Genomic DNA, 13646 nt, shown 5'->3' with positions numbered 1-13646 from the left:
GCAGGCCCCTGCTTCTTACCTAGCCGCGTCGAGACGCACGACCCGACGCGGCTGCCCCTCGTCCTCGAGGGGTTTTTTTGTGCCCCGGGCCGGACTCCACCGCCACACGAGAGACGAGAATGAGCGACCAGACCCAGAGCCACCAGGACGAGCAGACCGCGTACGACGTGCGGGGCGTGCAGGAGAAGTGGCGCCCGGTCTGGGAGCGGCTCGACCCGTTCCGCGCGGGCTCGGCGGGCGAGGGCGCGGAGAAGCGCTACGCGCTGACGATGTTCCCCTATCCCTCCGGCGACCTGCACATGGGGCACGCCGAGGTGATGGCTCTGCACGACGTGATCGCGCGCTACTGGTGGCAGCGCGGGTACGACGTGCTGAACCCGATCGGGTGGGACTCCTTCGGCCTGCCGGCCGAGAACGCCGCGATCCGCAACGACGAGCACCCGGCGACCTACACCTACGCGAACATCGAGACCCAGGCCGAGTCGTTCCGCCGCTACGCGGTCTCCTTCGACTGGTCGCACCGGCTGCACACCTCCGACCCCGAGTACTACCGCTGGACGCAGTGGCTGTTCCTGAAGTTCCGCGAGCGCGGGCTGGCCTACCGCAAGAACAGCCCCGTCAACTGGTGCCCTAACGACCAGACGGTGCTGGCCAACGAGCAGGTCGTGCAGGGTCGGTGCGAGCGCTGCGGCGCCGAGGTGACCAAGCGCGAGCTCAACCAGTGGTACTTCCGGGTCACCGACTACGCCCAGCGGCTGCTCGACGACATGGACGCGCTGCAGGGCACCTGGCCGGACCGGGTGCTGGCGATGCAGCGCAACTGGATCGGCCGCTCCGAGGGCGCCCACGTGGACTTCGACATCGCGCTGACCGACGGGTCCACGCGGACGGTCACCGTGTTCACGACCCGCCCCGACACGCTCTTCGGGGCCACGTTCATGGTGGTCGCGGCCGACGCGAAGCTGGCCGAGGAGATCGTCGACCCCGAGCGCGCCGATGCGCTCGCGGCGTACCTCGCGGAGGTCCGCAAGGCCTCCGACATCGACCGGCTGGCGACCGACCGGCCCAAGACCGGCGTCGACCTGGGCGTCACCGCGCTGAACCCGGTCACCGGGGAGCAGATGCCGGTGTGGGCCTCCGACTACGTGCTGGCCGACTACGGGACCGGCGCGATCATGGCGGTGCCCGCCCACGACCAGCGCGACCTGGACTTCGCGAAGACCTTCGGGCTGCCGGTGCGCCGGGTCGTCGACACGGGGGAGGACAACCCCGAGGAGACCTACGTCGCCACCACCGGCGACGGCACCTACGTGAACTCCGGTCCGCTGGACGGGCTCGCCGACAAGACCGCCGGCATCACCCGGATCATCGAGCAGCTCGAGGCGGACGGGCGGGGGACCGGCACCGTCAACTTCCGGTTGCGCGACTGGCTGCTGAGCCGGCAGCGCTTCTGGGGCGCGCCGATCCCGATCGTGCACTGCCCGGCGTGCGGCGAGGTCCCGGTGCCCGAGGACCAGCTGCCGGTGCGGCTCCCGGACAACCTCAAGGGCGCCGACCTCAAGCCCAAGGGCACCTCGCCGCTGGCCGCGGCCGAGGAGTGGGTCAACGTCGAGTGCCCCTCGTGCGGCGGCCCGGCCAAGCGCGACAGCGACACGATGGACACCTTCGTGGACTCCTCGTGGTACTTCCTGCGCTACCTGGACCCGAACTACACCGAGGGCCCGTTCGACCCCGCCAAGGCGCGCGAGTGGATGCCGGTCGCGCAGTACGTCGGCGGCGTCGAGCACGCGATCCTGCACCTGCTCTACAGCCGGTTCTTCACCAAGGTGCTCCACGACATGGGGATGCTCGACTTCGTCGAGCCGTTCTCGGCGCTGCTCAACCAGGGCCAGGTGATCAACCAGGGCAAGGCGATGAGCAAGTCGCTGGGCAACGGCGTCAACCTCGGCGAGATGATCGACGAGTACGGCGTGGACGCGGTGCGGCTGACGATGGTCTTCGCCGGCCCGCCGGAGGACGACATCGACTGGGCGGACATGTCGCCCGGCGGCGCGCTGAAGTTCCTGCAGCGGGCCTGGCGGCTCTCCGGGGACGTCACCTCCCCGGTCGGGACCTCGCCCGAGGGCGGGGACCCGGCGCTGCGCCGGGCGACGCACCGGACCCTGGCCGAGGTCGAGCAGCTCCTGGAGAGCCACCGGTTCAACGTGGTCGTGGCCCGCACGATGGAGCTGGTCAACGCCACCCGCAAGGCCGTCGACACCGGCGCCGGGCCGGACGACCCGGCGGTGCGGGAGGCCGTGGAGACCGTGGCGATCCTGCTCTCGCTGGTCGCGCCGTACACCGCGGAGGAGATGTGGGAGCGGCTCGGCCACGAGCCCACCGTCGCCCGTGCGGGCTGGCCGGTGGTCGACCCCGCGCTGCTGGTCGAGGACACCGTGACCGCCGTGGTGCAGATCCAGGGCAAGGTCAAGGCGCGCCTCGAGGTCGCCCCGGACATCTCCGAGGCCGACCTGGAGTCCCTGGCGATGGCCGACCCGGCAGTGGTGCGCGCGATCGACGGCCGGCCGGTGCGCAAGGTCGTCGTCCGGGCCCCGAAGCTGGTCAACGTCGTCGTGTGAGCGGTTCCTCGTCTAGCGTTCGGGGCATGCCGGTCCGGATCGTCACCGACTCGACAGCGATGCTGCCGCCGGAGCTCGCCGCCGAGCGGGACATCGCGGTGGTCCCGCTGCAGGTCGTCATCGGCCCGCACGTCCACGACGAGGGGGCCGACGGGGCGACGCCGGAGGCGGTCGCGGCCGCGCTGCGCTCGTTCACGCCGGTCAGCACCTCGCGCCCGGCCCCCGCGGTCTTCGCCGACCTCTACCGCCGGCTGGCCGAGGAGGGGGCGGAGGAGATCCTCTCCATCCACCTCTCCGCGGACATGAGCGGCACCTACGAGTCCGCCCAGGTCGCCGCGCGGGACGCGGGTGTGCGGGTGCTGACCGTCGACACCCGGCTCGTGGGGCCGGGTGTCGGGTACGCCGTGCTGGCCGCGGCCGACGTCCTCGCCGCCGGGGGCGGTCTCGAGGACGCCGCCCGGGCCGCCCAGGAGTCCGCGGCCGCCTCGACCTCGCTGTTCTACGTCGACACCCTGGAGCACCTGCGCCGCGGGGGCCGGATCGGCGCTGCCGCCGCGCTCGTCGGCAGCGCCCTGGCGGTCAAGCCGCTGCTCGGCTTCGACGACGGCCGGGTGGTGCCGTTGGAGCGGGTCCGCACCTCGGGGCGGGCGCTGGCGCGCCTGGAGGAGCTCGCCGTGGAGGCGGCGGACGGTGCGGAGGCCGGTGTCCGCGTGGAGGTGAGCGTCGCCCACCTGGCCAGCCCGGACCGGGCTGCCCAGCTCGCCGAGCGGCTGGCCGAACGGCTCGCCGAGCGGCTGGACGGCGCCGAGGTGACCTGCGGCGAGCTGGGCGCGGTGCTCGGGGCGCACGTGGGTCCCGGGGTGGTCGCGGTCTGCGTGGCGCCCCGCGCCTGACCGGGCGCCGTCCACAGCCGGCCTTCGGGCCGGCGTCCTCCACAGGCACGTGGTGCCCGGACCCGGCCGGCCGGTCGTGCTGCCTAGGTTCGCGGCATGCGCAGCCGACCCAGCCCCGACCACCAGGCGGCCGTGTCGCGGCGGCTCGCCCAGCTCGGCGCGGAGCTGGCGGCCTCGCGGATCCCGGCCCCCGGGCCTGAGGGTCCGCACGCCCCGAGCGGGCCTGAGGACGACGACGCGTGGTGGGCGGGGCACACCCGGGTCGCGACGGTCGCCCCTGCGGGACGGCTGACCCCGCCCGGCCCCGCCGAGCCCGAGCCGGAGCCGGACCTGCTGGCACCGGCGCCGCGGGCGTCCGTGGTCCCGGTCCCGGGCCGGCACGCTGCCCGGCGCGGCGGCCGGGCGCCGGTGGCCGCGGGGACGACGGCGGTGGCGGGCCTCGTCCCGGAGCCGCTGCGCGGGCGGGCCGGCCTGGGCCCGGGGCCGGTCGCCGTGGTCGCGGTCCTGGTGGCGCTCGGCCTGGCGGCCACCTGCTGGTGGGTGGTGCGGGCGGACCCCGGGGAGCCGGTGGGCAGGCTGGCGTCGGCCGACCGCGGTGCGCTGGCCACGCCTGCCGGCCCCGGCAGCCCGGGCGTGGCCCCGGGCGCCGAGGCGGCCTCCCCGGGCGCCGAGGAGGGGGCTTCCGGCACCGGCACCGTCACCGTCGACGTGGCCGGGAAGGTCCGCCGTCCCGGCATCGCCGTGCTTCCGGCCGGGTCCCGGGTCGTCGACGCCCTCGAGGCCGCCGGCGGCGCCCGCCCCGGGGTGGACCTGACCGGGCTGAACCTGGCGCGGCTGCTCGTCGACGGCGAGCAGGTGCTGGTCGGCCGGGCCGCGGCTGCGGTCGCCGGGCCGTCGTCGGGGCCGCCGGGCGGCACCGCGCCAGGCACGGCCGGTGCGCCCGGGGCCGCCCTGGTCAACCTCAACCTCGCCTCCCAGGCCGAGCTGGAGCTGCTTCCCGACGTGGGGCCGGTGACGGCGCAGGCGATCATCGCCTGGCGCGAGGAGCACGGCGGGTTCGGCGCCGTGGAGGAGCTCCTCGAGGTCGACGGGATCGGCGACGTGACGCTGGCGAAGCTGACGCCGCACGTCACGGTCTGACCCGGCCGACCCGGTGCGGCCCGCTGACGAGGGCACTCCGTGGGCACAGCTGCGGGCCCGGCCCGACCTCCGGCTGCCGCTGCTCGGGCTGGCGGCCTGGGTCGGAGCGCTGGCGGCCCACCTGCTTCCCCGGGGCGCGCTGGCCGGGCTCGCCGCCGGGGCGCTCCTCTGGCTGGTCCGGGCCCGGCGACGGGGCTCGCCCCGGGTGCTGACCGTGGCCGCGATGGTGCTGGTCGCCGGTGCGGTCGCGTGCTCGGTCCTGGTGCGCGCCGAGCAGGTCGCCACCAGTCCGCTGGCCGAGCTCGCCCGGGACCGGGCGGTGGTCTCGACCGAGGCCGTGGTGACCTCCGACCCGCGCCCGGTCGCCGGCCGCTTCGGCGAGGTGGTGCTGGTCCGGCTCTCGGTGCGCGAGGTGACCGGCCGCGGCGCGACGCACCGACTGCGGGCGGCGGTCCTCGTCCTCGCCGACGAGGACTGGCTCGACGTACAGCTCGGCGCGCGGGTGCGGGCCACCGGCCGGCTCGCCCCCGCGGACGACGCGGACCTCGCCGGGGTGCTCTCCGCGTCCGGGGCGCCGCGCCCGGTCGCGGCCCCGGACCTGTGGTGGCGTGGCGCCGCCGCCGTGCGCGCGTCACTGCGCGAGTCGGTGGCGCACCGCCCCGAGGACCAGCGGGTGCTGGTCCCGGCGCTGGTCAACGGCGACGACGCCGGACTCGACCCGGGGCTCGCCGAGGACTTCCGGGCCACCGGCCTGACCCACCTGCTCGCGGTCTCCGGCACCAACCTCACCCTCGTGGTCGGCTTCCTCCTCGTCCTCGCCCGGTGGGCGGGCGTCCGCGGCCGGTGGCTGTACCTGGTCGGGGCCTGCGGGATCGTCGGGTTCGTGCTGCTGGCCCGCACCGAGCCCAGCGTCCTGCGCGCCGCGGTGATGGGCACCGTCGCGCTGGTCGCGATGGGGAGCAACGGCCTCCAGCGCGGTCTGCGCGGCCTCGGCGCGGCGGTGCTCGGCCTGCTGCTGGTCCAGCCGTCGCTGGCGGTGGCACCGGGCTTCGCGCTCTCGGTCCTGGCGACTGCCGGGATCCTGGTGCTCGCGCCCGGCTGGCGCGATGCGATGGCCCGCTGGCTCCCGCGCTGGCTGGCCGAGGCCGTGGCGGTTCCGGCCGCCGCGCAGCTGGCCTGCACACCGCTGGTCGCGGGCATCTCGGGGCAGGTGAGCGTGGTCGCGGTGGTCGCCAACCTGGTGGTCGCGCCGGTGGTCGGCCCGGCCACCGTGCTGGGCCTGGTCGGCGGGCTGCTCGGCCTGGTCGCCGAGCCCGCGGGGCGGGTGGCCGGGACCGGCGCGGCCTGGTGCGTGGCGTGGATCGTGGCGGTCGCCCGCCGGGGCGCCGGGCTGCCGACGGCCGCGGTGGAGTGGGGGACCGGTGCCCTGTCGCTGGCGGTGCTGACCCTGGGCTGCGTGCTCCTGGCAGTCCTCGCGCCCCGGCTGCTCGCGCGGCGTACGACGGGGATCGGCTGCTGCCTGGTCATGGTCCTCGCCGTCCTGGTCCGGCCGCCGACCCCCGGCTGGCCCCCGGCCGGCTGGGTGGTGGTCGCGTGCGCGGTCGGTCAGGGCGACGCGCTGGTGGTCCGCTCCGGCCCCGACGCCGCCGTCGTGGTGGACGCGGGCCCGGACCCGGACCTGGTCGACGCGTGCCTGGACGAGCTCGGCGTGGACCGGGTGCCCCTGGTGGTGCTGACCCACTTCCATGCCGACCACGTCGACGGCCTGCCCGGGGTGCTGGCCGGCCGGGCCGTCGACGCGGTGGCGACCGGGGCGCTGCTCGACCCGCCCGCCGGCGTCGCGGCTGTCGAGTCCGCGGCGGCCGCAGCGTCGGTGCCGGTGGCGCCGCTCGCCCCCGGCGTCCACGAGGTCGGCGAGGTCACCCTCCAGGTGCTGCGCCCCACCGACCCCGGCGTCCGCGGCGGCCCCGGCGACGGCAGCACCGCCAACGACGCCAGCGTCGTGCTGCTGGCCAGCGTCCGCGGGGTCCGGGTGCTGCTGACCGGGGACGTCGAGCCCCCGGCCCAGGCAGCCCTGGCCCGGGACTGGCCGGGCCTGCGTGCCGACGTGCTCAAGCTCCCGCACCACGGCAGCCGCCACCAGGACCTCGACTGGCTGACCTCGCTGGGCGCCCGCGTGGTGCTGGTGCCGGTGGGGGAGGACAACGACTACGGCCACCCGGCCCCGGCGCCCCTGGCGGCCCTCGAGCGCGCCGGAGCCCGGGTCCTGCGCACCGACACCGACGACGACCTGGCGGTCACGGTCGACGGTGACGAGCTCGGCACCGACGCCCGCGGCTGAGCGTCGGCGGGCTGTGGCAGGCTGGACCCACCATGGCGAGGGGACCGAAGGCAGCTGACGTGCTCGGGCGGGTCACGCTGGTGACCGGCAAGGAGGAGTTCCTGGCCGAGCGCACCGTCCAGACGGTCCGCGCCGCGGTCCGGGCGCACGACCCCGAGGCCGAGCTCGCCGACAGCCCGGCCGCCGACCTGACGCTGGCCACGCTGGGCGAGCTCGCCGCCCCGTCGCTGTTCTCGACGATCCGCTGCGTGGTCGTGCGCAACCTGGAGAACCTCCCTGAGGAGTCGGCCGAGGGGCTGCTGCGCTACGCCGCCGCACCCGCCGAGGACGTCGCGCTGGTGCTGGTCCACGGCGGCGGACCGAAGGGCAGCGGGGTGCTGACCAAGCTGCGCAAGCTGGGCCCGGTCACCGAGGTGAAGTCGGCGGAGCTGAAGGCCTCCGAGTACCCCTCCTTCGTGGCTGCCGAGGTCCGCAGCCACGGGTCGACGATCGACTCCGAGGCCGCCGGCGCGCTGGTCCAGGCCGTCGGTCAGGACCTCCGCTCGCTCGCGGCCGCCGCCTCCCAGCTCGTCAACGACTTCGCCGGCGGGCCCCTCAACGTCGAGAAGGTTCGGCAGTACTTCGGCGGGCACGCTGAGGTGAAGAACTTCCAGATCTCCGACGCGATCCTCTCCGGCGACCGGGCGCGGGCGCTCGAGGAGCTGCGGTGGACGATCGCCAACGGCACCTCGCCGGTCTACGTCCTGGCAACCGTGGCCGGACAGCTGCGCAGCGTGGCCAACTACGCCGGCGGCAACCGGGAGTCGGGGATGCCCTCGTGGAGGCAGGACAGCCTGCGCAAGCAGGCGCGTGGCTGGTCCCACGCGGGTCTGGCCAAGGCGATCCGAGCGGTCGCCCGCGCGGACGCCGACCTGAAGGGCGCGGCGAGCGATCCGGCGTACACGATGGAGCGCCTGATCCTCACCGTGACCGGGCTGCGCGAGCGGCGCTGACCCGGTCTGGACCCGCGTCGAGGGGCAACGCAAAAAGGCGCCGCCCCCGAGGGGGCGGCGCCGAAGTGCGAGGGGCCTCAGAGAGAGGCGGCCTGCTTGGCGATCGCGGACTTGCGGTTCGCGGCCTGGTTGCGGTGGATGACGCCCTTGGAGACGGCCTTGTCCAGCTTCCGGGAGGCCTCGCGGCCGGCCAGGACGGCAGCGTCCTTGTCGCCGGTCTCCGCGAGCTCGCGGAACTTGCGCACGGCAGACTTCAGGCCGGTCTTCACGGCCTTGTTGCGCTCGTGGCGCTTCTCGTTCTGCTTGTTCCGCTTGATCTGGGACTTGATGTTCGCCACTACTGCGCCTTCGTCGTAGGTGTGGGGATGGTGCTAGACGGTGCTGCTGAGTCCAGGTGTGCTGTCGGCGCCGCTGCCCTCGGGAGGGCGCGCAACAAGCGACGTGCAAGATTAACAGCGCCGGACGCGGCCGCCCAAATCAGGCGGCGCGGGCCGAGATCAGGGCGTCGGCAGGTCGAGCTGGTCGCAGCGCCGACAAGTGGTACGCGTCGGGGCGCTCGCGGTCGACCTCGGCACCCGCCAGCCGTGTCCCTGGAGCCGACAGGTGAGGGGCAGCGCCGTCGCCGGCGCGCCGGCCTGGGCTCCAGCCGGGATGAGCCCCGTCCGCTGGGCCACCAGTCCGACCCCGCCAACGACACCCAGGACCACGAGGATCCGTACGACCATCCTGTTCACGACCACGCCCTTCTCTCGCTCAACCAGTTCCACACGACGTCACCCTGCCAGCGCTGCGCGTCGCGGATGTACGGCGAGGTGTGCGGCACCGGTTGGGTCGATTGGTGGAGGAAGTACCCAGCTACCAGCGCTAGCAACACATCGACGTGCTCGGGCGGCAGATCGCGGGTCAGCGGCCGGGCGGACAGCACGGCCTCCACGTCCAGGCCGTCGCCGCGCGGCCCGATCAGCGCCAGCACCGAGTCGATCCAGGCGGCGCCCGCCACCGGCCAGTTCCAGTCGCACAGCAGCGCGGTGCCGTCCGGGGCCAGCAGCACGTTGTCGTCGCGCACGTCGGTGTGCACGAGGGTGCGCCCGCCGCACACCGAGGCGTACGCCGCCGCGAGCGCCGCGGCCTCGTCGGCGTGCTCGGCGAGGCCCGGCACGCCCAGCGGGGCGGCCCGCAGCGCGTCCCAGTACGCCGGGAACGCGGCGAACTCCTCCTCGAAGGTGCCGGCGCCCGCTCCGCCCGGGGCCGGGGTGAGCACCCGGGCGCACTCCTCGAGGGCGTCCAGCGTGGCGTCCAGCTCCGCGGGCCGCCAGGGTCGGGCCGGGGCGCGGCCGGTGACGTGCTCGATGCCGAGGACGACCCAGTCCTCGTCGTCGAGGGACCAGCGCAGCCGCGGCGCCGGGGTCTCGGCGGGAAGGTCGGCGAGCTTGCGCGCCTCCTCGCGGTAGGACTCCGCGAACATCCGCTGCGCCCGCACCGAGGCCGCCTTCACGAAGTGCCGGCTGCCGTCCGCACAGGTCAGCACCGAGGCGAAGCCCGGCGTGAAGCCCGCTCCCTGGGACTCGGCGGAGACGACCGGGGAGCCGCAGCGGCGGGCGATCAGCGCGCGCACGGCAGGCGGCAGGTACTGCCACTCGAGCCGCCGCGCCGTGCGGCCGTGGGGGATGGTCGTGGGGATCACCGGCACATCCTCGCCCGGTGCGGTGCCCGGGTCCCGCCGCGGCTCGCCCGGAAGTCGGGCAAAGGACTGGGTTCCTCGTCACCGTCTCCCGGAGCCCCGCGGACGGGGCGGGGCCGCCGCGTCAGGCGGCGCCCGCCGGTGCGGGGGTCTCGCGGGCCACCGGGTCGGGCCGCCACCCCGGGGGTCCGAAGACGTAGCCGAGCTTGTCGCGCAGGCGCGGGGTGGCGCGCACGTCGCGGGCGATCGCGGCGTACTCGTGGGTCTGCAGGCGCAGCACGTGGTAGGTCCCGACCGGCGTGGTCAGCCCGTACGTCGGGCGGTGCAGCTCGGGCTGGAAGGAGCCGAAGAGCCGGTCCCAGACGATCAGGATCCCGCCGTAGTTGCGGTCGAGGTACTCGGGGTCGCTGCCGTGGTGCACCCGGTGGTGCGAGGGCGTGTTGAAGACCAGCTCGATGGGCCGCCACAGGGTGCGGATCCGCTCGGTGTGGACGAAGAACTGGTAGACGAGGCTGACGGAGAACCCGAAGAAGACCAGCGCTGGCGGCACGCCCAGCAGCGGCAGCGGCGCCCAGATCACCAGCTCGTGGGAGTTGTTCCACTTCTGGCGCAGCGCGGTCGCGAAGTTGAAGTGCTCGCTGGAGTGGTGGGCCTGGTGGGTGGCCCAGACCAGTCGGACCCGGTGGGCCACCCGGTGGGCCCAGTAGAAGAAGAAGTCGACTCCCACGATGGCCAGTGCCCAGGTCCACCAGGCGTCGGCCGGCAGCTGCCAGGGCGCGACGTAGGCGAAGAGCACTGCATACACCGCGAGGCCCGCCGACTTCCACAGCGCCATCGTCACCACCGAGACCGCGCCCATGCTGAGGCTGGCGACGGTGTCCCGCCGGTCGTACCCGGCGAACCCGGCGATCCCGTCGGGACCCTCGTCCTCCAGGAAGTACGCCGCGAGCGCCTCGACCACGACGAAGACCACGAAGAAGGGCATCGCGAGCGCGACCGGGTCGCGCAGGGGCTCGGGCAGGGAGTGCCACAGGTCCGTCACGGCTCGGGATCCTGCCTCAGTCGTCGAGTCGGGTCCACCACCTCCGGCATGGGAGGATGGTCGCGTCCGTCCCGACCCACGTACGTCGAGAAGAGCTCGTGCCCCAGACCCCCGCGCCGAAGCCCGGCTCCACCGATCCCGCGATCATCCGCAACTTCTGCATCATCGCGCACATCGACCACGGCAAGTCCACGCTCGCGGACCGGATGCTGCAGCTGACCGGCGTCGTCGACGCGCGGGCGGCCCGGGCCCAGTACCTGGACCGGATGGACATCGAGCGCGAGCGCGGGATCACGATCAAGAGCCAGGCCGTCCGGATGCCCTGGACGGTCCCGGTGGGCAACGAGGAGGGTGCCGAGTCCGGCACCTACGTGCTGAACATGATCGACACCCCCGGTCACGTGGACTTCACCTACGAGGTGTCCCGGTCCCTGGAGGCGTGCGAGGCAGCGGTCCTGCTCGTCGACGCCGCGCAGGGGATCGAGGCCCAGACCCTGGCGAACCTCTACCTCGCCATGGGCGCCGACCTGCACATCATCCCGGTGCTCAACAAGATCGACCTGCCCGGCGCCAACCCCGACAAGTACGCCGCGGAGCTGGCCGGCCTGGTCGGCTGCGAGCCCGAGGACGTCCTGCGGGTCAGCGCCAAGACCGGCGTCGGCGTGGAGGGCCTGCTCAACGAGATCGTCAAGCAGACCCCCGCCCCGGTCGGGGACGCGGACGCCGCGCCGCGCGCGCTGATCTTCGACTCCGTCTACGACACCTACCGCGGCGTGGTCACCTACGTCCGGGTCATCGACGGCAAGCTCACCCACCGCGACCGGATCAAGATGATGTCGACCGGCGCCGTGCACGAGATGCTCGAGGTCGGCGTGATCAGCCCGGAGCCGGTCAAGGCCGCCGACCTCGGGGTCGGCGAGGTCGGCTACCTGATCACCGGCGTGAAGGACGTGCGCCAGTCCCGGGTCGGTGACACGGTCACCAGCCAGCACCACGGCGCGACCAAGGCGCTCGGCGGCTACAAGCACCCGAACCCGATGGTGTACTCCGGGCTCTACCCGATCGACGGCGACGACTACCCGACGCTGCGCGACGCCCTGGAGCGGCTCCAGCTCAACGATGCGGCGCTGACCTTCGAGCCGGAGACCTCCGGCGCGCTGGGCTTCGGCTTCCGGATCGGCTTCCTGGGCCTGCTGCACATGGAGATCACCCGCGACCGCCTGGAGCGTGAGTTCAACCTCGACCTCATCTCGACGGCCCCCAACGTGGTCTACGAGGTGCTGATGGAGGACGGCAGCGAGCTGGTGGTCACCAACCCCAGCGAGTATCCCGAGGGCAAGATCGCCGAGGTGCGCGAGCCGGTCGTCAAGGCCACGATCCTCAGCCCCAGCGACTACATCGGCACGATCATGGAGCTGTGCCAGACCAAGCGCGGCACCCTGCAGGGGATGGACTACCTCTCCGAGGACCGCGTCGAGATGCGCTACACGCTGCCGATGGGCGAGATCGTCTTCGACTTCTTCGACCAGCTGAAGTCGCGCACCAAGGGCTACGCCTCGCTGGACTACGAGCGCTCCGGCGAGCAGGCCGCCGACCTGGTCAAGGTCGACATCCTGCTCCAGGGCGAGCCGGTCGACGCGTTCTCCGCGATCGTGCACCGCGACGCGGCCTACGCCTACGGCGTGATGATGGCCGGGAAGCTGAAGGACCTGATCCCGCGCCAGCAGTTCGAGGTGCCGATCCAGGCCGCGATCGGCGCGCGCATCATCGCCCGCGAGAACATCCGCGCGATCCGCAAGGACGTGCTGGCCAAGTGCTACGGCGGTGACATCACCCGCAAGCGCAAGCTGCTGGAGAAGCAGAAGGAGGGCAAGAAGCGGATGAAGATGGTCGGCCGCGTCGAGGTCCCCCAGGAGGCCTTCGTGGCCGCGCTTTCCACGACCCAGCCCACGGAGAAGTCGAAGAAGTGAGCCTCCCCGCGGGGCTGCTGGCGTACGCCGCCCGCGGTCCCGCGTGGGTGCAGTGGCTCGACCGGCTCCCCGCGCTGCTGGGCGAGCTGCAGGAGGAGTGGCAGCTCACCGGTGACGGCGCGGCCGCCCACGGCCACACCGCCGTCGTGCTCCCGGTCCGCACCGCCGGCGGCCGCCCCGCCGCGCTGAAGGTGGGCTTCCCCCACGAGGAGGCCGAGCAGGAGCACCTCGCGCTCCAGCACTGGCACGGCCGCGGCGCCGTCGAGCTGCTGCGCGCCGACCCGCACCGCTCCGCGCTCCTGCTCGAGCGCCTGCACCCCGAGGACCTCGCCGACCTCTGGGACCTGGAGTCCTGCGAGATCGTGGCCGGGCTCTACGACCGCCTCCACGTTCCGGCCCCCGGACGGATCCGGCGCCTCGCGCCGCACGTCCTGCGCTGGGCCGACCAGCTCGCGGCGCTCCCGCGCGACGCCCCGCTCCCGCGCCGGCTGGTCGAGCAGGCCGTGACCAGCGCCCGGGACCTGGTGGCCACCGAGCCGCCCGGCGGGGACCGGCTGCTGCACACCGACCTCCACGACGCGAACGTGCTCGCGGCCGATCGCGAGCCGTGGCTGGCGATCGACCCCAAGCCGCTCGCCGGGGACCGCCACTACGAGCCCGCGCCGCTGCTGTGGAACCGCTGGGAGGAGCTGGTCTCCGGCCCCGGCAGCGTGCGCGACGGGCTGCGCCGGCGCTTCCACACAGTTGTCGACGTCGCCGGGCTCGACGAGGGCCGGGCCCGCGACTGGGTAGTCGTGCGGATGCTCGTCAACGCGCTGTGGCACCTCCAGGACCCGGCGGGAGCCGTGCCCGCGCCCGCCGACGAGTGGCTGACGCGCTGCATCACCGTCGCCAAGGCCGTGCAGGACTGAGTCGTCGGCGGTGCTGGCGCCCGACCCACGGCGGCCAGTCGCGGTCCAGACCGCGTTG

Annotated in this window: 10 protein-coding genes; 7 read left to right on the top strand and 3 right to left on the bottom strand. The window is 74.1% G+C overall.

All coding sequences use genetic code 11. The annotated features are described in order from the left end of the window. The first annotated feature begins 119 nt into the window (after window positions 1–119). From leuS to holA, 5 genes are all read left to right on the top strand, one after another. Entirely contained in the window at window positions 120–2618 is a 2499-nt protein-coding gene (leuS, locus tag EBO35_RS13325) for a leucine--tRNA ligase (protein ID WP_122818131.1), read from the top strand. A 26-nt stretch (window positions 2619–2644) separates the two neighbouring features. After that, window positions 2645–3511 carry a DegV family protein gene (locus EBO35_RS13320; RefSeq protein ID WP_122818130.1) on the top strand — a complete coding sequence of 289 codons (867 nt, stop codon included), beginning with the start codon at window positions 2645–2647 and terminating at the stop codon, window positions 3509–3511. 96 nt (window positions 3512–3607) lie between these two features. Next, window positions 3608–4651 carry a ComEA family DNA-binding protein gene (locus EBO35_RS13315; protein ID WP_122818129.1) on the top strand — a complete coding sequence of 348 codons (1044 nt, stop codon included), beginning with the start codon at window positions 3608–3610 and terminating at the stop codon, window positions 4649–4651. Window positions 4652–4664: 13 nt separating this feature from the next. Beyond that, entirely contained in the window at window positions 4665–6992 is a 2328-nt protein-coding gene (locus EBO35_RS13310; protein ID WP_241153698.1) for a ComEC/Rec2 family competence protein, read from the top strand. Window positions 6993–7024: 32 nt separating this feature from the next. Then, window positions 7025–7984: a DNA polymerase III subunit delta gene (gene holA / locus EBO35_RS13305; protein WP_122818128.1), complete on the top strand. Its 960-nt coding sequence runs from the start codon at window positions 7025–7027 to the stop codon at window positions 7982–7984. Window positions 7985–8061: 77 nt separating this feature from the next. Here holA and rpsT read toward each other — a convergent pair whose 3' ends face one another. The 3 genes from rpsT to EBO35_RS13285 form a co-directional block, all read right to left on the bottom strand. Then, on the bottom strand, window positions 8062–8322 hold the full coding sequence (gene rpsT / locus EBO35_RS13300) for a 30S ribosomal protein S20 (protein WP_122818127.1): 261 nt from the start codon (window positions 8320–8322) through the stop codon (window positions 8062–8064). Between the two features lie 392 nt (window positions 8323–8714). Then, window positions 8715–9668, bottom strand: a complete 954-nt coding sequence (locus EBO35_RS13290; protein WP_241153697.1) for a phosphotransferase — start codon at window positions 9666–9668, stop codon at window positions 8715–8717. Window positions 9669–9789: 121 nt separating this feature from the next. Beyond that, entirely contained in the window at window positions 9790–10707 is a 918-nt protein-coding gene (locus tag EBO35_RS13285) for a sterol desaturase family protein (protein ID WP_241153696.1), read from the bottom strand. A 56-nt stretch (window positions 10708–10763) separates the two neighbouring features. On the opposite strand from EBO35_RS13285, the gene lepA reads away from it, so the two are divergent. Then, window positions 10764–12677, top strand: a complete 1914-nt coding sequence (gene lepA, locus EBO35_RS13280; RefSeq protein WP_122818124.1) for a translation elongation factor 4 — start codon at window positions 10764–10766, stop codon at window positions 12675–12677. Further along, window positions 12674–13588: an aminoglycoside phosphotransferase family protein gene (locus tag EBO35_RS13275; protein WP_122818123.1), complete on the top strand. Its 915-nt coding sequence runs from the start codon at window positions 12674–12676 to the stop codon at window positions 13586–13588. Before lepA ends, EBO35_RS13275 begins: the two co-directional genes overlap by 4 nt. Window positions 13589–13646 lie beyond the last annotated feature (58 nt).

It is taken from the genome of Nocardioides pantholopis, assembly GCF_003710085.1.
Classification (GTDB): Bacteria; Actinomycetota; Actinomycetes; order Propionibacteriales; family Nocardioidaceae; genus Nocardioides; species Nocardioides pantholopis.
The sequence above is the reverse complement of the archived record's forward strand: the minus strand, read 5'-3'. Positions and strand labels throughout refer to the sequence as shown.